This window comes from Micromonospora halophytica (assembly GCF_900090245.1).
GTDB lineage: Bacteria > Actinomycetota > Actinomycetes > Mycobacteriales > Micromonosporaceae > Micromonospora > Micromonospora halophytica.
Window position 1 is genome coordinate 335088 of sequence record NZ_FMDN01000005.1, and the last position, 18935, is coordinate 354022.

The 18935-nt window shown below is 71.1% G+C and carries 17 protein-coding genes, 2 tRNA genes, 1 rRNA gene and 1 pseudogene; 14 read left to right on the forward strand and 7 right to left on the reverse strand.

Annotation, left to right across the window (positions count from 1 at the left end; translation table 11 throughout):
* Positions 1-491: 491 nt before the first annotated feature.
* The 6 genes and pseudogenes from GA0070560_RS10725 to GA0070560_RS10750 all read left to right on the forward strand — a co-directional run bounded on the left by GA0070560_RS10725 (position 492) and on the right by GA0070560_RS10750 (position 2861).
* Positions 492-582: transfer RNA gene (locus GA0070560_RS10725), tRNA-Ser, on the forward strand.
* 35 nt (positions 583-617) lie between these two features.
* Positions 618-690: transfer RNA gene (locus tag GA0070560_RS10730), tRNA-Arg, on the forward strand.
* 219 nt (positions 691-909) lie between these two features.
* Positions 910-1155 (forward strand): annotated as a pseudogene (locus tag GA0070560_RS10735) (transposase); the annotation flags it as partial.
* A gap of 133 nt (positions 1156-1288) precedes the next feature.
* Positions 1289-1639, forward strand: coding sequence for a hypothetical protein (locus tag GA0070560_RS10740; RefSeq protein ID WP_091294389.1), 351 nt, complete (start codon positions 1289-1291; stop codon positions 1637-1639).
* A gap of 136 nt (positions 1640-1775) precedes the next feature.
* Positions 1776-2156, forward strand: coding sequence for a YccF domain-containing protein (locus tag GA0070560_RS10745; RefSeq protein ID WP_091294392.1), 381 nt, complete (start codon positions 1776-1778; stop codon positions 2154-2156).
* A gap of 105 nt (positions 2157-2261) precedes the next feature.
* Positions 2262-2861: a hypothetical protein gene (locus tag GA0070560_RS10750; protein WP_139131474.1), complete on the forward strand. Its 600-nt coding sequence runs from the start codon at positions 2262-2264 to the stop codon at positions 2859-2861.
* Between the two features lie 325 nt (positions 2862-3186).
* On the opposite strand, the gene coaD is transcribed toward GA0070560_RS10750, so the two are convergent.
* Positions 3187-3660, reverse strand: coding sequence for a pantetheine-phosphate adenylyltransferase (coaD, locus tag GA0070560_RS10755; RefSeq protein WP_091294397.1), 474 nt, complete (start codon positions 3658-3660; stop codon positions 3187-3189).
* A gap of 140 nt (positions 3661-3800) precedes the next feature.
* Here coaD and GA0070560_RS10760 point away from each other — a divergent pair, with 140 nt between their 5' ends.
* On the forward strand, positions 3801-4580 hold the full coding sequence (locus GA0070560_RS10760) for an SAM-dependent methyltransferase (RefSeq protein ID WP_245675457.1): 780 nt from the start codon (positions 3801-3803) through the stop codon (positions 4578-4580).
* 76 nt (positions 4581-4656) lie between these two features.
* On the opposite strand, the gene GA0070560_RS10765 is transcribed toward GA0070560_RS10760, so the two are convergent.
* Positions 4657-7557 (reverse strand): AfsR/SARP family transcriptional regulator, encoded by a 2901-nt coding sequence (locus GA0070560_RS10765; protein WP_091294403.1) that lies wholly within the window; start codon positions 7555-7557, stop codon positions 4657-4659.
* Positions 7558-7649: 92 nt separating this feature from the next.
* On the opposite strand from GA0070560_RS10765, the gene GA0070560_RS10770 reads away from it, so the two are divergent.
* From GA0070560_RS10770 to GA0070560_RS10785, 4 genes are all read left to right on the forward strand, one after another.
* Positions 7650-8375 (forward strand): hypothetical protein, encoded by a 726-nt coding sequence (locus tag GA0070560_RS10770; protein WP_139131475.1) that lies wholly within the window; start codon positions 7650-7652, stop codon positions 8373-8375.
* 21 nt (positions 8376-8396) lie between these two features.
* A complete protein-coding gene (locus GA0070560_RS10775) occupies positions 8397-9044 on the forward strand; it encodes a hypothetical protein (RefSeq protein WP_091294407.1) in 648 nt (215 codons plus the stop codon).
* A gap of 65 nt (positions 9045-9109) precedes the next feature.
* Positions 9110-10942: a C39 family peptidase gene (locus GA0070560_RS10780; RefSeq protein ID WP_139131476.1), complete on the forward strand. Its 1833-nt coding sequence runs from the start codon at positions 9110-9112 to the stop codon at positions 10940-10942.
* Entirely contained in the window at positions 10939-11694 is a 756-nt protein-coding gene (locus tag GA0070560_RS10785) for an SH3 domain-containing protein (protein ID WP_245675458.1), read from the forward strand. Before GA0070560_RS10780 ends, GA0070560_RS10785 begins: the two co-directional genes overlap by 4 nt.
* A 172-nt stretch (positions 11695-11866) precedes the next feature.
* On the opposite strand, the gene GA0070560_RS10790 is transcribed toward GA0070560_RS10785, so the two are convergent.
* Entirely contained in the window at positions 11867-12238 is a 372-nt protein-coding gene (locus tag GA0070560_RS10790) for a VOC family protein (RefSeq protein WP_091294416.1), read from the reverse strand.
* Positions 12239-12570: 332 nt separating this feature from the next.
* Entirely contained in the window at positions 12571-13263 is a 693-nt protein-coding gene (locus GA0070560_RS10795; RefSeq protein ID WP_170839354.1) for a winged helix-turn-helix transcriptional regulator, read from the reverse strand.
* Positions 13264-13379: 116 nt separating this feature from the next.
* Between GA0070560_RS10795 and GA0070560_RS10800 the strand changes: the two genes are divergently transcribed.
* Positions 13380-13742: a DsrE family protein gene (locus tag GA0070560_RS10800; protein ID WP_091294421.1), complete on the forward strand. Its 363-nt coding sequence runs from the start codon at positions 13380-13382 to the stop codon at positions 13740-13742.
* Positions 13743-13785: 43 nt separating this feature from the next.
* Here the strand turns inward: GA0070560_RS10800 and argS are convergent, their stop codons facing one another.
* The 3 genes from argS to GA0070560_RS28650 form a co-directional block, all read right to left on the reverse strand.
* Positions 13786-15504, reverse strand: coding sequence for an arginine--tRNA ligase (gene argS / locus GA0070560_RS10805; protein ID WP_091294424.1), 1719 nt, complete (start codon positions 15502-15504; stop codon positions 13786-13788).
* Between the two features lie 288 nt (positions 15505-15792).
* Complete coding sequence (gene trpS / locus GA0070560_RS10810; protein ID WP_091294426.1) at positions 15793-16851, reverse strand: tryptophan--tRNA ligase; 1059 nt, start codon at positions 16849-16851, stop codon at positions 15793-15795.
* Positions 16852-16947: 96 nt separating this feature from the next.
* On the reverse strand, positions 16948-17118 hold the full coding sequence (locus GA0070560_RS28650) for a hypothetical protein (protein ID WP_170839355.1): 171 nt from the start codon (positions 17116-17118) through the stop codon (positions 16948-16950).
* A 193-nt stretch (positions 17119-17311) separates the two neighbouring features.
* Here GA0070560_RS28650 and GA0070560_RS10815 point away from each other — a divergent pair, with 193 nt between their 5' ends.
* Entirely contained in the window at positions 17312-17575 is a 264-nt protein-coding gene (locus GA0070560_RS10815) for an SCO4848 family membrane protein (RefSeq protein ID WP_091294429.1), read from the forward strand.
* 1181 nt (positions 17576-18756) lie between these two features.
* Positions 18757-18935, forward strand: a 16S ribosomal RNA gene (locus GA0070560_RS10820); the annotation flags it as partial.

The following is an 18935-nucleotide window of genomic DNA, read 5'->3' on the forward strand; positions in this document are numbered from 1 at the left end:
GTGCCCCTTGTCACCTCGGCCGTACCCGTGCCGGAGCCGGCGGGTCGCGTCCCGTCCCCGGCTGTTCCCGGCTCCGGCCCGGCGGCGGCCTCCGACGGCGGGTCGGACGTGTCGGCGGGGGCGGCAGCCGACCGACCGGCCGTCCGGGGTGGCGTCCCTTCGGCCGCCGGCGGTTGGAACAGCACGGCCGGTGCCGTCTTCGCCGGTCGAGCCTTCCCCGAGCCCGCCCGGGGTGCCGGATCCTCCGTGGCGGACGGTTCCTTCGCCGAGGTCGGCGGCGGGGTGAAGGCCGCCTTCGGGGGCCGGCGGCGGGCGCCCCCGGAGGCGTCGCGGTGGGGCGGATCGCTCGGCGTCTGCTCCTGCATGTCGATGGAGCGTAGTCGCGAACGTGACCTGGCACACGGTGGAAACACGTCCCCCGCGATAGTCGCTTTGCCCCGGTGGGGGCGGGCCCTGTATCCTCAGCCCCGGTGGTCTGCAGAGGCCATCTGGGAGACTTCGCCTAGTCTGGTCTATGGCGCCGCACTGCTAATGCGGTTGGGGTCTTAAAGCCCCTCCCGGGTTCGAATCCCGGAGTCTCCGCGCGAAAACCGGTCGTGTAGACTGGCCGAGCACAAGCGCCCGTAGCTCAACGGATAGAGCATCTGACTACGGATCAGAAGGTTAGGGGTTCGAGTCCCTTCGGGCGCACAAACGATCAAGGCCGTGGCCAGCGGAAACGCGGGTCGCGGCCTTGATTACTTCTGCGCATGGGGACGGATGTCCCCAAGGTTTGGGATCTGGTCACTGTGCTGTTTCAGTGGGGTCCGTGCCGGTCGGTGGTGACCAGTGCGTTTGTGTATCGCCTGGCCTGGGTCGTGGTCGGGATGTCGGTACGTGGCGCGTGGCCGATGTCGGCCGCCGTTGACGAAGGTGCCGGGCCGTGAACGGGGCTTGGCGGTGGACGCCCTCGGGTTGATCATCGTGGTGGTGGTCACCGCCGCGTCGGTCACCGACAACGCGATCGGCGTGCAACTGCTGGACAACGTCCTCGCGCACACCCCGACGGTGACCAAGGCGTGGGTCGACGCCGGGTTCAACGACGACGTGCAGATCCACGGCGCGGTGAACGGCATCGACGTCGAGCAGGTGAAACGCAGCGACACCACGGCCGGGGACAGGGCCTCAGATTCCCCGGCAAGGTCCCTAGTGGACCAAGGGTATCGTTGACTTCCTCGTGCCCGGACTGCCGGGTTGCGAGCAGCGTCAGGGTTGTAACCGTCATCGGATGAGGAGTTGCAAGCTTCCCATGAGTAACGCCCGTCTCCGTCGTTCTCGCCCCGCGCGTCGTTTCGTTGGCCTGCTAACCCTGGGCGCCGCCACGGCTGTCGGTCTCGCCGGTTGTGGCGGTAGCGAGCCGACGGACTTCGATACCTTCATCGAGCGTCACCGTTGCGAGAAGCTTGTTCGGGGCAGCGACGGTGACATCGACCTGTCCTGCGTCGACCCGCAGACCGGCCAGCGGGTGGATATCGAGTTCGAGGCCAACGATCGGGCAGGCCAGTACTTCACCGACACTCAGTTCGGCGGGATCGTCCACGTCTTCTCCCACGACGAGGTCCGCGACTCCAACATCTACCCGAAGACCAAGAAGGGTTGATTCCCCGGTGGGACGATGATTGCGGGAGTGCCGCGGGCTTGGTCGAGGTCGAGGTTCATGTGACTCGTCGCGACCGGTCCGGCGCTCGCTGTCGGCAGTGCCCTCCGGGTTGCGCCGGGCGGTCATGCTCAGAGACATGATCCGGTTCGTGCTCAACGTGCTGTGGCTCATCTTCGGCGGCGGCATCGTCCTCGCCGCCGGCTACGGCATCGCCGCGCTGATCTGCTTCCTGTTGGTCGTCACGATCCCGTTCGGCGTCGCGTCGCTGCGCCTGGCCGTCTACTCCCTGTGGCCGTTCGGCCGCACCGTCGTGCCCAAGCCCGGCACCGGGATCGCCTCCGGGCTGGCCAACGTCCTCTGGGTGGTACTCGCCGGCTGGTGGCTGGCCCTGTCCCACATCATCGCCGGCATCACGCTCTGCCTCACGATCATCGGCATCCCGTTCGGGATCGCCAACTTCAAGCTCGTCCCCGCCGCGTTCTGGCCCCTCGGCCGCGAGGTCATCGACGCACCATGAAAGCGGCAGCCGCGTTGAGCTCCCCGTTCCGTGGACCTTCTTCACGGTCTTCCCTCGCGTCGGTATGATCGGCGGCCTTCTACCTCTTGTTGGGAGGCAAGTGCGATGACGCATTCGCGCGCGTGGGCGGTGGCGGCAGTTCTCGGCCTTTCCGTCGTGACCGCGCCGACCCCCGCCAGCGCGACCGCCCGGATCGACCCGAGCGCCCAGGCCGCAGCTTCCGGCTGCACGACCTGGGTGGAATGGGTGCAGGGCGGCAGCAACAGCTACTACTACGGCCGGGGCAACGTGCAGTGCGCCAGCGGCCGCTACAAGGTCAAGCTCCAGTGCCGCAACCTCCAGACCGGCGTGGGATACGTCGTCTACGGCGGGTACGCGGTGAACGCTCCCGGCACCGCCACCGCGACCTGCTACAGCGGCAACGTCGCCGAGGGCGTGTACCCCGTCGACGATCCGCTGCCGACGACCGGTGTCACCGGTTGCGTCTCCTGGGCGGAGTGGGTCCACGAAGGCAGCAATCACTACTACGGCCGCGGCAGCGCCCAGTGCGACACCGGTACCTACCGGGTCCAGATCCAGTGCCGCAACGCGCAGACCGGCCAGCGGTACGTCGTCTACGGCCCGGCGGTGACCGCCCCCAGAACCTCCACGACGACCTGCTACCAGGGCAACGTCGCGGACGCCGTCTCCGGCGTGCCGGCGTGATGAAGGACGCGCGGTGGGCACGCGTGAGGCGCCTCGGTCCACCTCATTCGTGAGGCGGCCGAGGAAGCGCGGATCACATGCCTTTACGCAGCGTAGGGAGCATCTGATGGGTTCGGACTACGGATCAGAAGGTTAGGGGTTCGAGTCCCTCCGGGCGCACTTCACAATCAAGGCCATAGCCAGCGGAAACGCCGGATATGGCCTTGATTGCTGCTATGTTCCGGGACAGCTCTTCCCTGGATCTGGAATCTGGCGCTGCCGGGTCCGTGTTGAGCAGTGCGTCCGCGTGTCGGCTGGTCTGGATCATGGTCGGGATGCCTGAGCGTCACTCTTCAGCGTTCGGGGACGGACGGGCCGACTGTGCCGAGCGGTATGCGCGTGCGACCGTGGACGACGTGGCGGCCAGCTGCGGACGGGACGGCAACCAGACGGTCTGAATGCCGAGTTGCTCGTTCATCGCAGCGAGCTGGTGCTCGTGACGAAGATCCGCGGCCGTCCGTAGGCCGCGGACGATGACCGTGGCGCCGCGGCGCAGGCAGTAGGCGGTGGTCAGGCCGGTCCAGGTGTCCACCTCGACATTGCCCCAAGCTGCCGGCATGGCGTCGCGCACACGTACGGCCCTGGTCGTGGCCTCGGCGGTTGGTCGCTTGTCGGCGTTCACCGCCAGCAACACGATGATCTGGTCGAACATCACCCGGGCACGGGCCACTAGGTCGCGGTGCCCCGCGGTGAACGGATCGAACGTACCGGGATAGACCGCCAACGAACCGTGTGCCGGCGCCACTCCACGATCCGACATGGCTGTCACCGCGACTCCAACCACATGGCCAGGATCATCCCAGCCGTACATGTGCCGACCCGACTTTGGGCCTTGTCGTCACCGCCGACCACCGCCGACATCCTGATCTGCCGCCGACCGCGCGTGGCATGACAACCCGGGTGCGGGCGTCGACCGGATTCGTGTTGACTTCGGCGGTGGATCGTCAATGGCTCAGCAGCATCGCGCACTCGCACCACCCGATCGCGGCCCCGATCTTCGGTGTCAACCTCAACCGCCTTCTGCGCCGAGCGGACCGCCAGCCGGCTGCTCGTATCCTCGACCTCGGCTGCGGAGAGGGGGCCTGGGCGCTGCAGGCCCTCGCTCACCACCCGGACGGGCGCGCGGACGGCGTGGACGTCAACCCGTACGCCCTCGAACGTGCCGCCAGCGCCGCCGCCGAACGCGGCCTCGCCGACCGGCTCACACTGCACGAGCGTGACGCCCGGACGTACGTGCCGGACGGCGACTACGACCTGGTGCTGTGTGTCGGCTCGACACACGCGTTCGGCGGGTTCGACAAGACGCTGGAGTTGGCCGGTCGGCACGTGAATGCCGACGGCATCCTCATGGTCGGTGAGGGATTCTGGCAAGTCCCGCCGACTCCAGAGGCACTCGCGGCGCTCAATGCGAAGCCTGAGGACCTCACCGACCTCGCCGGCCTGGTCGACGCTGCTGAGCAGGCCGGCTGGACACCGGTGTACGCCCATGTCAGCGACGCCGCCGAGTGGGACGACTACGAATGGTCGTGGATCGGCTCGCTCACCCGGTGGGCGCTGGACAACCCCGGCCATCCAGACGCTGCCGAGGCGCTCACCGTTGCCCGGGAGCACCGCGATCAGTGGTTGCGCGGGTACCGCGACGTGCTGGGCTTCGTCACGCTGGCGCTACGCCGTATCTGATCTTGGCTGGCCTCGCTCTCATCTCGCCGATCGGGCGTGTTGCGAGCGGGCGCTTCCGGGTGACCGAGGACGGGCGTCACCTCGTGCCGACCCGCCGGCCGTCGTCGGCCCTCCCGGGGGCGAGCCGGGAGCGCAGTTGCGCCCGGACCTCGTCGGCCTCGGCGCTGCCCACGTCGGTCAGGATCGCCAGGGCCAGCCGGAACTGCTGGATCCCCCGAGCCGCGTCGCCGTGCTGACACAGCATCAGGCCGAGCCGGCGTAGCGCCGTCGCCTCCCCGTGCCGGAAGTCGGCCCGGCGCATCGCCTCCACGGCCAGTTCGGCGTACCGGATCGCCGGGCCGACCTGCCCGTCCCCGAGGCAGGCCTCAGCCAGGGTGCCCATCATGGAACCCCGGTTGCGTTCGTTGACCGGCACCCCGGCCACGGCAAGGCCGCGCCGCAGGTAGTGCAGCGCCGAGCGGTAGCGGCCGAGCAGGCACTGCATCTCGCCGAGATTGCCCAGCGCGTTGGCCTCGATCTCGGGGGCGCCGCTGCGGCGGGCCAGCCGTGCCGCGGCCCGGCAGAAGCGGATCGACTCCTCGTAGCGGCCGGCGAGACGGTACGCCATGCCGATGTTGCCCTTCGTCGCGGCGCAGGAGCGGATGTCGCCGAGCCGCTGACGCAGCACCAGGCTGCGCTTGAAACACTCGGCCGACCGGTCGTACTCACCGGCCGTGCCGTGCAGGACGCCGAGCTGGTTGAGCGCCCGCGCCTGGCCCTCGTCGTCGCCCGCCGCGCGGCTGATCTCCAGGCTGCGCCGGAGCAGGTCCGCCGCCTCCCCGGTGCGGTGCAGATGGAAGTACGCCACCGCCAGGTCGTGCATCAGCCCGGCCTGGGCCACCCGGTCGCCCAGCGTTTCGGCCGCGGCGATGCCGGCCCGGTCGACGGTGATCCAATCGCCCACGTGGCCGCGCATCTCGAAGAACAGGAACAGGCTGTCGGCCAGTTCGACGCTCGTCCGCGCACTGGCCGGCGACCCGGCGGACTGGACGACGGCCGCCACGAGGTTCGGTCGTTCGGCGCACAGCCAGGCCAGCGCCTCCTCGGGGCCGTCGAAGCGGGACGGGCCGTCGATCGCCGGCGCCCGGGTGCCCGGACGCAGCAGCCGCAGCGCGTCCCGGGTCCGCTCCAGGTAGTGCGCGAGCATGCGATGCACGGCCGCCGTCCGTTCCGGCCCGTGCTCGGCGCGCTCACCGGCGAAGAGCCGGATCAGGTCGTGCATCGTGTACCGGTTCGGTACCGGCTCGTCGAGCAGGCGCGCGTCGACCAGTTCGTCGAGCGCGTCGAGCGCCTGCGCCCGGTCGACGTCGAGCAGTGCGGCGGCCACCGCGGGGGTGACGTCCGGGCCGTCGACGGCGCCGAGGAGCCCGAACAGCCGCGGTGCCAGCGGGTGTGTCAGGTGCTGGTAGCTGACCAGGAAGCTGCTGCGCAACGCGATGTCGCCCAGCCGCAGCTCGTGCAGCCGGCGGTGCTTGTCGCGCAGGCGGTCGTCGAGCGTCGCCAGCGTCCAGGTGGGTCTGGCCGCCAGGCGTGCGCCGGCGATCCGGATCGCCAGGGGCAGGCCACCCAGTCGGCGGACGAGCCGGGCCGCGGTGGTGGCGTCCGCGGTCACCCGGGTGCCGCCGGCGAGGCGACCGAGCAGTTCGACGGCGTCGGCGTCGTCGAGCACGTCCAGTTCCAGATGGGTGGCGCCATCGACGTCGGCCAGCTGACGGCGGGAGGTCACCAGGACCGCGCATCCGTCGCCGGCGGGGATCAGGGGCCGCACCTGGACGGCGTCGTGGGCGTTGTCGAGCACCATCAGCAGCCGCCGGTCGGCCAGCAGTGAACGCAGTGCGGCCGAGGCCTCGGCCAGGTCGGCGGGGATCGCCGTCTCGGCCACGCCGAGCACCCGCAGGAAGCGGGCCAGCGCCTCCGACGGTGGCAGCGGGGCCATCCGGGGCGTGGCGCCGCGAAGGTCGACGTAGAGCTGCCCGTCGGGAAAGCGATCGGCAACCTGGTGCGCCGCCTGCACCGCCAACGCGGACTTGCCGACCCCGGCCGGGCCGCTGACGACACACAGCGGCATACCGCGCCCCGGCCCGCCCCCCAGCGTGTCGCGCAGCACCGCGAGTTCCCGGTCCCGCCCGACCAGCGCCGGCGCGGCGTGCGGCAACTGCCGGGTGGCCGCCTCCACCGGCCCGCGCGCAGCGGCGCCGGCCGGGCCCGGCTCACGGGCCAGCTCGGCGAGCCGGTGCAGCACCGGACCCGGCTCCAGCTTGAGCTCGTCGGCCAACGCCCGCCGGCAACGCCGGTACGCGTCGATGGCCTCACCGCGCCGTCCGAGGTGGTGCAGGGTCATCACCTGCTGCTCGGCGAAGCGTTCGTGCAGTGGGTGCCGCGCGACGAGCTCGTCGAGCAGGGCCAACGTCTCGTGGTGCCGCCCCAGGTCGAGTTCCACGTCGACGTACTCCTCGTACGCGGTCACGCGCTGCCGGTCCAGCCACGCGACGCTGGCGCTGAAGCCTCCCAGGCCGGCCACGTCGGCCAGCGGATCTCCACGCCACAGGTCGAGCGCGGACCGGTAGTGCGCGGCGGCCTTCTCGGCCAGACCGGACCGCAGCGCGGCGCGGCCCGACTCCAGCAGGGCGTCGAACCGGGACACGTCCAGTTCCGCCGGGGCGACGGTGAGGCGGTAGCCGGGCGGGTCCGACGCCAGCCGGTCACCCACCAGTTGTCGCAGACGCCAGACGTGGAGCTGGACGTTCTTGCGCGCGGTGCGGGGCGGCTGGTCGCCCCAGAGCAGATCGACGATGTCGTCGACGGGGGTCACCCGGTTGGCGTGCAGGAGCAGCGCGGCGAGCACCGCCCGCTGCCGGGGCGGACCGGCCGGGACCGGCCGGTCGTCCGACCAGACCTGCACCGGACCGAGCAGTCCGAAGGTCAGCCGACCACTCATGCCGTCCCAGCATAGTCGCCTGTCTATACCAGAAATAGAACGGCGGATGGAAACCTGCACCGCACCTCGAAACCGCGAAAGGAGATCCTCCCGTGACAGATCGAAATGCCGGGGGACGGCTGCCGGTGTGGGTGCCGGCGATGTGGGCCGCCGTGCTCCTGGCCGCGCTGCTGACGCCGGCCGGTCCCGCCCACGCCTCGCACCCCAACCCCTCCTCCACCCGACACCTGCACAACATGCACTACGCCACGTCCGGCAGTTCGGCGGGCGCCAACGACGAGCAGTTCTGCGTCGAATCCACCGACACCTCCAAGGTCAGCCACAGCTCCGCCCGCGCCTTCGTCAAGCAGACGCTGACCGAGATGGGAGCCGGGAAGGTCTGGGACGGCCTGGGCAACTGGCGCATCGACCTGTGGGCGACCAACAGCAACTGCAGCTCGTACCCGGCCACGACCCGCAACACCATCGAGATCGAGGTCCACTACGGCTGGGACTGGAGCGCCCGCTGCGGAGCCCCGGTCGGCTACTACAACTGCGTCGAGCACGACAACCCGGTCTGGGACGCCGCCCAGGGTCACTACGACAGCCAGTGGGCGTACGTCTTCCTGGTCTTCAGCTCGGGCGGTCGCCTCGACAACGTCGGTCGCGGCTTCATCAACCACGAATTCGGCCACGTCTTCGGCCTCGCCGACGACAACGGCAACTGCAACCCGCCGAGCCTCATGCACAGCACGGTGGTCGGCTACGGCTGCGGCAACTGGACCAACTGGTACCCCAGCCCGTCCGACTTCCAGTCGGTCCTGAACGTGATGGCCTGACGTACCGAAGGGAGTCCCCCGATGGCCCGAGGTTCGCTCAGGACCCGCCTGCTGACCCTGCTGACGGCCTGCCTCGCGTCGTCGCTGGTCGCCGGGGTGGCCGTGGCGGCCGTGCTCGACCGTGACAGCGGCCACGACCACGCCGACCACGCCCACCTCGACACCACCAGCGGACTGCTCGTCACCGACCGGACGGCCCTGCGGATGTGCGTCGAGGCCGGGGCGGGCGCCGCCGGCGCCGATCCGCGAGCGGTCCGCGCCGACCTCCTCGCGGGCCTCGACCAGGCCCGCGAGGACCCGAACTGGGCCGGCGCCTACGGCAAGGCCCGGTTCACCCGGGCGACGGCACTGGAGTTCGGTTGCCCGGCGCCGAAGCTCCCGGACCGGTTCGAGCGCACGACGGTGGCCGGCCCCGGCGTGACCGAGACCCCGAGCGCCTACCGCGTCTGGGTCTACGTCCTCGACGACTCCACCGCAGACCGGATCCTGGGCGCCGGCCGGCCGGCCGACGTGGCGACCTCCGAGCTGATGCGGGAGGCGAACGTGACGTGGCCGGTCTCCACGGCACTGCTCATCCGGCGGAGCCGACTGGCCGACACCACCACCGTGGCATGGCACCTCCGCACCGCGCTGGGCCTGGTCCGGGCCGACCAGCGGCAGGCCCCGTGAACATCACCCGTCCCCACCCGACGCGGCCCCCCGGGGCCGACCGGAACCACCCGAAGGAGCGGACCGTGCAACCACTGACCTGCCCCGACCGCCCACCAGACATCCGCCCCCGACGTGCGGCCATCCGACCGGCGGCGCGCGCCGGGCTCTGCGTCGCCACCGTCGCGGCCGCCCTCGCCGGCACCGTGCCGGCCGCTGCCGGGCCCGCCACGGCGACACCGGCGGTCGACCCGGCCACCGCCGGCCTCCACACCGTCCGGTCCGCCGCCGGCTACCACATCGTGGTCGACGGGGTCGCCCGCGCCGCCGTCCGGGTCAGCGACCCCGGCAACTCCGTACGGGCCACGCTCAGCCCCAGCGGACGCCACGCGGCGGTCGTCGGTGACTTCAACGGCCGCCACGGCACGGAACTGCTCTCCCTCGATCTCGGCAGCGGACAGCTGACCAGGATCGCCGCCGGCCGGGTCACCTCCGCCGTCTACACGCAGGACGGCCGGCTCGGCTACGTGCTGGCCGACGACCGGTCCGGGCAACTGCGACTGCGCCAACCCGACGACGGTTCCACCCGGGTCGTCGCCAACCTCGACGGCTCGGACGTGCAGCTGATCGGCTGGGGTGAGGGCAGCGCCGCGGCACTGCTCACGCACCGCGCCGTGGGAGAGCCGTCGGGTCCCTCGCTGACCCGGGTCGATGTGGCCACCGGTACCGCCCGGACGGTGCTGACCAGCGACGCCGCGAAGGGTGTCGTCTACCGGGACATCCGAACGGTGCGGATCGACGGCGCGCAGCGGGTCAGCGCCATCGTCGCCGACCACAGCTACCCCTGCGCCGGCACCTCGTCGAGCCTGCTGCTCGCCGACGAGCACGGCACCCCGGTGATCCGTACGGGCGGCACCCGCGACTCCTACCGCGAGGCGGCCTGGAGCCCGGACGGCGACCGGGTCGCCTACACCATCCAGGCATGCATCTCGACGACGGAGAAGGCGGCCGGCCGTTCCCAGGCGTTGCGACGGCTCGACGCGCTCAACGGCACCTACGTACGGGACCTGGCCGCGACCACCGCCCGCCGGGTCGTCGAGGGCATCACACCCCACTACCGCCTCGACGGGTTCGCCGGCCCGTGGCCGCGCCTGACCTCCGACCGGTACGGCATCCAGGCGGTGGACCCGGCGCGACCGGTGGCCGCCGCGCAGCTCGACGCCACCGCCGCCACCACGGCTCCCGCCGCCACCGTGTCGACCAAGGCGGCGTTCCCCACCGGCCGGTCCGGCGTGGCCGACGGCACCGGCGTCATCGGCACCCAGTCGAAGATCGTCGGCTCGACCTTCATCCACCAGCTGTGGGACACCGCCGACAACTTCAACGGCAACTCGGCCTGCGGTCCGACCAGTGCGGTGATGGACCTCGCCGGCTACCAGCTCGCCAACCCCAACGGCTACTACGTCAGCACGCCGTCGCGGCACTGGTCGCCGTACGGGCGGTACATCACCCACAGCTACACCGCCTACGGCACCACCTACGACGCGGTGGCGCCGGACCCGAACTGGAACTACTTCGCGGGCGCGTACGGCTGGCTGGTGGAGACGCCGAGCCAGGGCACCATCCACCGCTGGATGGGCGACTACCTCGACCGGCACGTGAGCTACCCCGTCGCCGAGACCGGCAACGTCACCTGGTCGTGGATCAAGTCGAAGATCGACGCCAACCTGATGGTGGTGGTCAGCGGCAACTTCGCCTACGGCCAGTACGGCCACATCGGGCTGATCACCGGCTACCTCGACGACGGCCGCGTCTACGTCAACGATCCGTACGGCGCCGGCACCGACGGCAGCTGGGACGGCAAGAACACCGTCTACACACTCGACTACATCCGGGGGTGGTACGCATGGGCCGCATGACCCGTGGACTGATCGCGCTGGTGGTCGCCCTCGGCATCGGGTACGGCGGCCCGGCCGCCGCCGCGGTGCCGACACCGTCCGGCGCGGGGATTCCGGCGGCACAGGCCGCCCCGGGCGCAGAGGGGGCGACCATCCAGGCCACCACCCGGTCGGTGCGCTGCGCCGGAGCCGCCCGGGCCGCCGGCTGGACCGGCGAGAACCTGGTCATCTCGGTCGCCGTCGCCCTCGCGGAATCGCAGTGCGTCGCGGGGGCGCAGGGCTACAACGGCCCGACGTCCGGCTGCCCCAACGGATCCCTGGACCGGGGCGCGTGGCAGATCAACAACTGCTACCACTCCTGGGTCACCGACGCCTGCGCCTACGAGGTCTACTGCAACGCCCGCGCCGCCCACGACATCTGGGGCTGGTCGGGATGGAGCGCGTGGGCCACCTACACCAACGGCGCCTACCGCAGCTACCTGACCGAGGCCCGCGACGGCGTGGCGGCGTCCGGCGGCGGCGTCTACGGCACCGTGAACACCGGTGGGGACGCCCTGAACGTCCGTGCCGGCCCGGGCACCTCGTACGCCCTGGTCGGCACGGTGGCCCACGGCACCACCGTGCGAATCATCTGCCAGACCCGGGGCACCCGCGTCTGGAGCGACGTCTACCAGTACTGGACCGACATCTGGGACAAGATCGGCGACGGGCGTTTCGTCTCCGACGGATTCGTCCACACCGGATCGTCCGGCACCGTCGCACCGAGCTGCTGACGCCGCCATGCTCCGCGCCGGGGCTGTTCTGCCCCGGCGCGGAGTCATCGCCGACACCGGAGGTGCCGGCACCGGACGCGGCGGGTGCGACAGCGAGCCCGGCGCCTCTCCGCCGACGGGCCGGTCGCGTCCGCGCCCCGGCCGGGCGGTCGATCCGGGCGAGGTGCGCTCGTCAGTGGCCCGTGTCGGTGTCGCCGACCTCGACGAGCTGGAGGTAGTTGCCGTCGGCGTCCTCGAGGGTGCCGATCATTCCGGGGCCGCCCTTCTCCACCTTGCGGATCCAGGTCACCCCGAGCGTTTCCAGGTGGCTCTCCACGGCGCGGATGTCCTCCACGTACAGGTTGAGGATGACCCGACCGGGCTCGGCCGGCTGCGCCGCGACGTCGTCCCGGTGCGCGAAGATCCACCGGCCTCCGGCGAACTCGATGGCGTAACCCTCCGGCGCGTCCGGCAGGAACGCCGCCCGGTACCAGGCCGCCAGGCGGTCCGGGTCGTTGCTGCCGATGACGACGCCGCCCAGGTGCATCGGGAAGTTTGCAGTCATGATTACTCCCAAATTGGGGAAAGTGGGACTGTCCCCATGGTACAGACAGAACAGGTCGACGAGACTCGCTACACGCATTGCCCGCCGTCATAGGGGATTTCGTCGCACCTATCGAACCGGGTGGCTCGCGCCTCGGCGGGGCATGCACCGTCCACATGGACCATACCGCCATCTGTCGGCTCCGGTGCCACTCGCCGATTGCGGTGAGTGCGGACCGTTCTCCGACACGGGGCAACCACGGAGAAGGCGAGAGGTGAATCGTTTCCGTATTCTCCGGGCAATCGCAGCTGGTGCTTTCGCTACGCGCGGAGAGTCGTGCCGCCGACTCCGCCTCATCGGCGCAGCGGAACCGGTGCCCGCTCGACGGCGGCGAACGGGCTGGCGTCGAGCCAGCCCGGCAGGGCGCGACAGGCCGCCGTTTCGCCGGCCAGGCTCAACAGTTCGTGCCGCAGCGCGGCCGACCAGCTCATGTCGCCCATCCAGATGCGGGTCAGCGTCGACACCTCGGTCTCCAGCCAGATGCTGATCGGGAAGCCCGGGTCGGTGTCGCACACGTCGGCCCCGCCGGCGCGGGACAGGACCAGCCACCACCGTTGCTGACCGGGCGGCGCGTCCCGGAAGTGGATCTGCACGGTGGTCGCCTTCTCGGGCATCCGCGCCGGCTGCGAGTCCCGCCTGATGTCGACCATCAGCAGCGTGGGGTCGAACTCGTCCGGCCGCAGCTCGTGCATCCACCGGGCGCCCCACGCGCCCATCTGCTCCAGCAGCGGCCGCAGCTCCTGCCCGGCCGGCGTCAGCCGGTAGCGCGGCTCACCGTCGACGATCTCCCGGCACACGAGACCGGTCCGCTGCAACTCGCGCAGGCGCGTGGCGAGCAGTGACGGCGACATCCGGGGGACGCCCCGGGCGATGGCACTGAACCGGTCCTCGCCCCAGAGGAGTTCACGGACGACGAGCAGCGTCCAGCGTTCGGCGAGGATCTCGGCGGCCCGGGCCACCGGGCAGTACTGACCGTAGCGCTTCACGGTGCCCGCCTTTCCGCGACGAAGGGCATTCGTCACTACAGAAAACGTAGCGGTCGGCGGGCCGTGGGTCACTCATCGTCATGGACGACGCGGAAACATGCTCGAGGAGGAGTGACATGCCTGGAAAAGCGGTCGTCAGCCTGACCACCGGCCTGGAGGACGCCGAGCGGGTCACCGTGGCGTTCCTGGTGGCGGTCGGCGCTGCCGAACAGGGACGACCGACGTTGATGTTCCTGACCAAGGAGGCTGTCCGGCTCGCGCTGCGCGGCGTCGCGACCGGGGTGGCCTGCGCCGGCTGCCCGCCGTTGCCGGACCTGGTCCGCCGGTACCAGGACGCGGGCGGACGGTTGCTGGTCTGCTCGGTCTGCTTCAACGCCAAGGGCCTCGACGACGCCCAGTTGATCGGGTCCGCCGAGATCGGTGGGACGGTCCAGATGTGGGAGTGGATCGGCGACGGAGCGACGACCTTCAGCTACTGAGCGGGCCGGCCGACGTGACCGAGGGATCAGCTGCCCCGCGCGGTCACATCCGTTCCACCGTCCGGATGCCGAGCAGGTGCAGTCCCTGCCGCAGCGTCCGGGCGGTCAGGTCGGCCAGCAGCAGCCGGCTCTCCCGCACCTCGTCCGGGGCCCGCAGCACCGGGCAGCGTTCGTAGAACGCGCTGAAGGTGGTGGCCAGCCGGTGCAGGTAGCCGGCGAGGTGGTGGAACTCCAGACTCCGCTCCACCTGGGCGACCACCGCGGCGAAGCCGAGCAGCTCGACCGCGAGCGCCCGCTCCGCGGGCCCGGCCAGCACCACCGGCGCGTCCGGCCGTGCGGCCGCGCCGGCCCGCCGGAACACCGACCGGATCCGCGAGTACGCGTACTGCAGGTAGGGCGCGGTGTTGCCGTCCAGGGAGAGCATCCGCTCCCAGTCCAGCACGTAGTCCTTGCCCCGGTCGGTGGCCAGGTCGGCGTACTTGATCGCGCCGATGCCGACGGCCCGGCCGATCTCGGCGGCCGTCCCGGCGTCCAACCCCGGGTCCTTGGCGAGGGCCAGTTCGGTGGCGCGGGCGACCGCCTCCTCCAGGAGTCCGACCAGCTTCACCGACTCCCCGGCCCGGCTGCGCAGCATCCGCCCGTCCGCGCCGAGGATCGACCCGAACCCGAGGTGCTCGGCCCGCGCGGGCGGGCGCAGCCATCCGGCCGCCCCGGCCACCGCGAAGACCATCGCGAAGTGCTGCCGCTGCGGTAGCCCGACGACGTAGAGCAGCCGGGTCGCGCCGAGGTCACCGGTGCGGTGCCGCAGCGCCGCCAGGTCGGTGGCCGGGTAGCCGAAACCGCCGTCGCTCTTGCGCACGATCAGCGGCAGCGGCTCGCCGTCGCGGCCGACGAATCCGGGTGGGAAGACGCACGCCGCGCCGTCGCTGGCCCGCAGCAGCCCCAGGCCGTCCAGGTCCTCGACGACACCGGCGAGGCGGTCGTCGTACGCACTCTCTCCCCGGAAGTCGTCCCCGGTCAGCGTCACGTCGAGCAGGTCGTACACGGTCAGGAAGTACCGCTCGGACTGCTCCACCAGCAGCCGCCACAGCTGCCGCGTCCGCTCGTCGCCGCCCTGCAACGCCACGACCCGACGCCGGGACCGCTCCCGGAACGCCTCGTCGGCGTCGAACTTGCCCCGGGCCGCCCTGTAGAACGAGTCCAGGTCACCCATCGACAGTTCCTCGGCGGCCTCGGCCTCGCCGAGGTCGACCAGGTGCTCGATCAGCATCCCGAACGGGGTCCCCCAGTCGCCCAGGTGGTTGACCCGTACCACCCGGTGCCCGAGCCAGTCCAGCAGCCGTACCGCCGCGTCGCCGATGACCGTGGAGCGCAGGTGCCCGACGTGCATCTCCTTGGCCACGTTCGGCGCCGAGTAGTCGACCACCACCGTCTCCGGCGTACCGGTCACCGGCACGCCGAGCCGGTCGTCGCCGGCCAGCGCGGCCACCATCCTGACCAGCGCCCCGTCGGCCACGGTCAGGTTGACGAAGCCCGGGCCGGAGACCTCCGCCGCCGCGCACACGTCGTCCAGCACCGCGTGCCGCAGCACCTCGTCGGCGATGTCGCGCGGCGGGCGGCCGAGCCGCCGGGCCAGCGCCAGCGCCGCGTCGGACTGGAAGTCCGCGCGCGGCGACCGCCGCACCAGGGGGTCGACCGGGCCGCCGGCCACGGTCGCGAACGCGGGCGCCAGCCGGTCGGAGAGCAGCCTTTCAAGATCCATGGGTACGCCGATCTCGCTCGGACCCGCGCCGTCACGCGGGTCTGATGACGGGGGAGAACGTGGGCGGACCGAGGGACGATCGGTGATGACCGGCGGCTCGATCCGCCGGTCGCAGGGAACAGGTCAGCGCGGGCGGGCGACGGATCGCCGGCGTCGCCGGGCACCGACCTGGACGTCGTACGACGTGCCGGTGCCCTGAGCGGTCGCGCTGGTCATGCCGGCAGCCTAGCGGGCCGGCCGGGGCGGGGACACCCGGTAACCGGCCGGCCCGGTGGTCGTACCCGATCGTCAGGCCGGCGTGGCGGCGGCCTTGCGGGCCCGCTCGGCCCGACGCCGGACCTGCTGGTACGCCGCGGTCAGGCCCATCGCCCGGCGGACCTCGACCAGCGTGGCGCGGACCCGCTCCCGGGTCCGCTCGGTGCCCTCGACGATGAGCCGGTCGACCAGGCCGGTGTCGGCCTCGATCCGGGCGCGGCGCTCCCGGATCGGGTCGAGGAACCGGTTGAGCGCGACGACCAGCGCCTCCTTGACCTCGACGTCGCCGATCCGGCCAACCCGGTAGCGCGCCTTGAAACCCTCGACCTGCGCCCGGTCCGGGTTGAACACGTCGTGGAACGCGAAGACCGGGTTGCCCTCGACGGTCCCCGGCACGTCCGCGCGGACCCGGGCCGGGTCGGTGTACATCGCCATCACCTTGCGGCGCACGGTCGCCGCGTCGTCGCCGAGCGAGATGGCGTTGCCCCGGCTCTTGCTCATCTTCCCCTGCCCGTCGGTGCCGACCAGGGTGGGCGTGGCCGAGGCGATCGTCTCGGGCACCGGGAAGACCTCGCCGTAGAGGTGGTTGAAGCGGCGGGCGATCTCCCGGGTCACCTCGACGTGCGCGGCGTTGTCCTTCCCGACCGGCACGACCTGCGCCTTGACGCAGAGGATGTCGGCGGCCTGGAGGACGGGATAGCCGAGCAGCCCGTACGGGATCTCCTCCCGGCCGGCGTCGCGGGCCATCTCCCGCACCGACGGCACCCGCTCCAGGCGGGGCACGGTCACCAGGTTCTGCAGGAGAGTGTTCAGGTCGCCGACCTCGGGGATCGCCGACTGGAGGTAGAACGTCGCGCGCTGCGGGTCGACGCCGCAGGCCAGGATGTCGGTGACCATCTCGCGGGCGTGGCCGGAGACCTTGGCGATGTCCTCCCGGGTGTTCCGGGTGGTCAGCATGTGCAGGTCGGCGATGATGAAGTAGCTGTCGTAGCGCTGGTGCAGCTTCACCCGGTTGGCGATGCTGCCGACGTAGTGGCCCAGGTGCAGCCGTCCGGTCGGGCGGTCCCCGGTGAGCATTCGTGGAACGGACATGGTGGTACGCCTTTCGTGCCGTGGGAACGTGGAGGACGCGCAGGCGCGCGCGATCGACCCGGGGCGTCGCCCAGAGGTCGTGGGGGGGTCAGCTCGTCAGAGCGCGAACCGCCATCGCGCGCCGGCGCGGAACCGCGACCCGTTGGCACGGAGCACGTCGAGGATCCGCTCCCGGCCGTCGCCGGGGCTGGTCGATGTCGGGGATGGCACATGACCGCCCGGGAGACCGTCGACGGCCTCCGGGACGGTGACGACCGGCCGGACCATGCCCCCACCGTAGCCGTGCGACGCGGCCGGTGGGGGACTCCGGTCCGGTCAGCCTGCCCCGGTGCCGGGTGCGGGAAACGGCGCGTCCATGCGGCCCGGTCCGGCCTGCCGGCGGCATCGACCCCTGGTTCTGACGTCGCCCGGCTGTCTTCCCGGGGCGAGGTGCCTTCGGCCGCTGGCATACTCGCTGACCATGGTGTTGTCCCGCGGTTGGTCCCTCTTCCTCGTCGGTGTCGGCGTGTGGACCTGGGTGATCTGGCCGAGGTTCGCGGTCGCGATCTGGAACGACCCGCGCGCCTGGTCCGCCGGCACCGTCGGCGAGGGCACTCCGACCAGCTTCCTCTGGGTGCACGCCCTGCTCATCGCCGCGTCGCTCGCCATCGGCACCACCGTCGGCCTGCTCGGGGTGCGGGGCTGGCGCGCCACCCACCGGCGCGGTGACGCCGCAGGCATCTGACGGGTCCCCTCCCGGCGCCGCGCAGCTGGGCCAGCCCAGGGCACACGGTCCGCGGCCGGTGGCACTGCCGGCGGCTCGTCGGTCGTGACCCTGCCGGCACATTCCCGGTCGTGAACCCGCAGGGCACCTCCACGGCCGTGACCGGGCACGCTCCAGCCCCCCGGGGCACGGCTCGGCTCTGCACCCACCGACGCGCCGGTCGGTTCGCGACGGCCCCGGTGCTTCGCGGAACGGCCGGCCGAGCTCCGCAGTGAGGATCTCCGCCGCCTCCGCGTAGGTGAGCGCCCTGGCCCCTGTCGGGGTGACGCCCGTCCGGCGTGTCCGTCCTCGGCGAGGGCCAGGGCGGCGATCGCGGGCGGCGACGTGCCGGCCGACGCGACCGGTCACGCCACTCACCAGGACTGTCATGGCGTCAGCGACCTCCCGCCGGGCAAGGACCCGGTCAGGGCGATCGGACCCCAGCCACAAGGTCCGTGGGCCTCTCTTTGGTGGCCGTTCTTCCGCGTCCACCCGCCTGATCAGGCAAGATAGGTCGATGAAAATGATGTGACGCGGGCCGCTACCCGCCGATTTGACGATCAAACCCACGGACGCGTAACTTTCTCTCTGCCAGCGCGGAACGGGGCAAACGGGACGAGAGCCCGAGATGCCGGACCGGAGCTGGCAGCCGGGTCAGACAGGGACGCAGTTCCTGGCGGGCGCGGTCCGGGTGGTGCTCGACCGAAACGTCGTAGGGCGGATTTGGACGAGCGAGACCGACCGGGTAAGGTTGTCGACCGGCAGGGAACCGGGCGAGCGTGCGGGACACCGCAGCGGCCGGTCTGCCAAATCCGATGATCAGGCGTAGCGGTTCGCTGCTGCGCGTGCTCAGCGGTGCCAACCCGTACGAAGCGTGACAGACCGGGACACACCGGTTGACACGGGGAAGACGGTGAGGTAAGGTAGTAAAAGTGCCCGCCGCGAGAGCGGCGGGTGGTGGGACGAAATGCCCCGGGTCGGGGGCTCCGCGGTTGCGGGGTTTCTGGGCGGTGTGTGGTTGTTCTTTGAGAACTCAACAGGGTGCTTGATAAGCCAGTGCCAATTTGATTTATACCCCGGACTGGTGATCCTTCTTCGGGAGGGTTGTTGGTTGGGATTCCTTTGGCAACACTTTTGTTGTCAGGACATGTTTTCAACAGTTTTTGTTGGAGAGTTTGATCCTGGCTCAGGACGAACGCTGGCGGCGTGCTTAACACATGCAAGTCGAGCGGAAAGGCCCTTCGGGGTACTCGAGCGGCGAACGGGTGAGTAACACGTGAGCAACCTGCCCTAGGCTTTGGGATAACCCCGGGAAACCGGGGCTAATACCGAATATGACCTC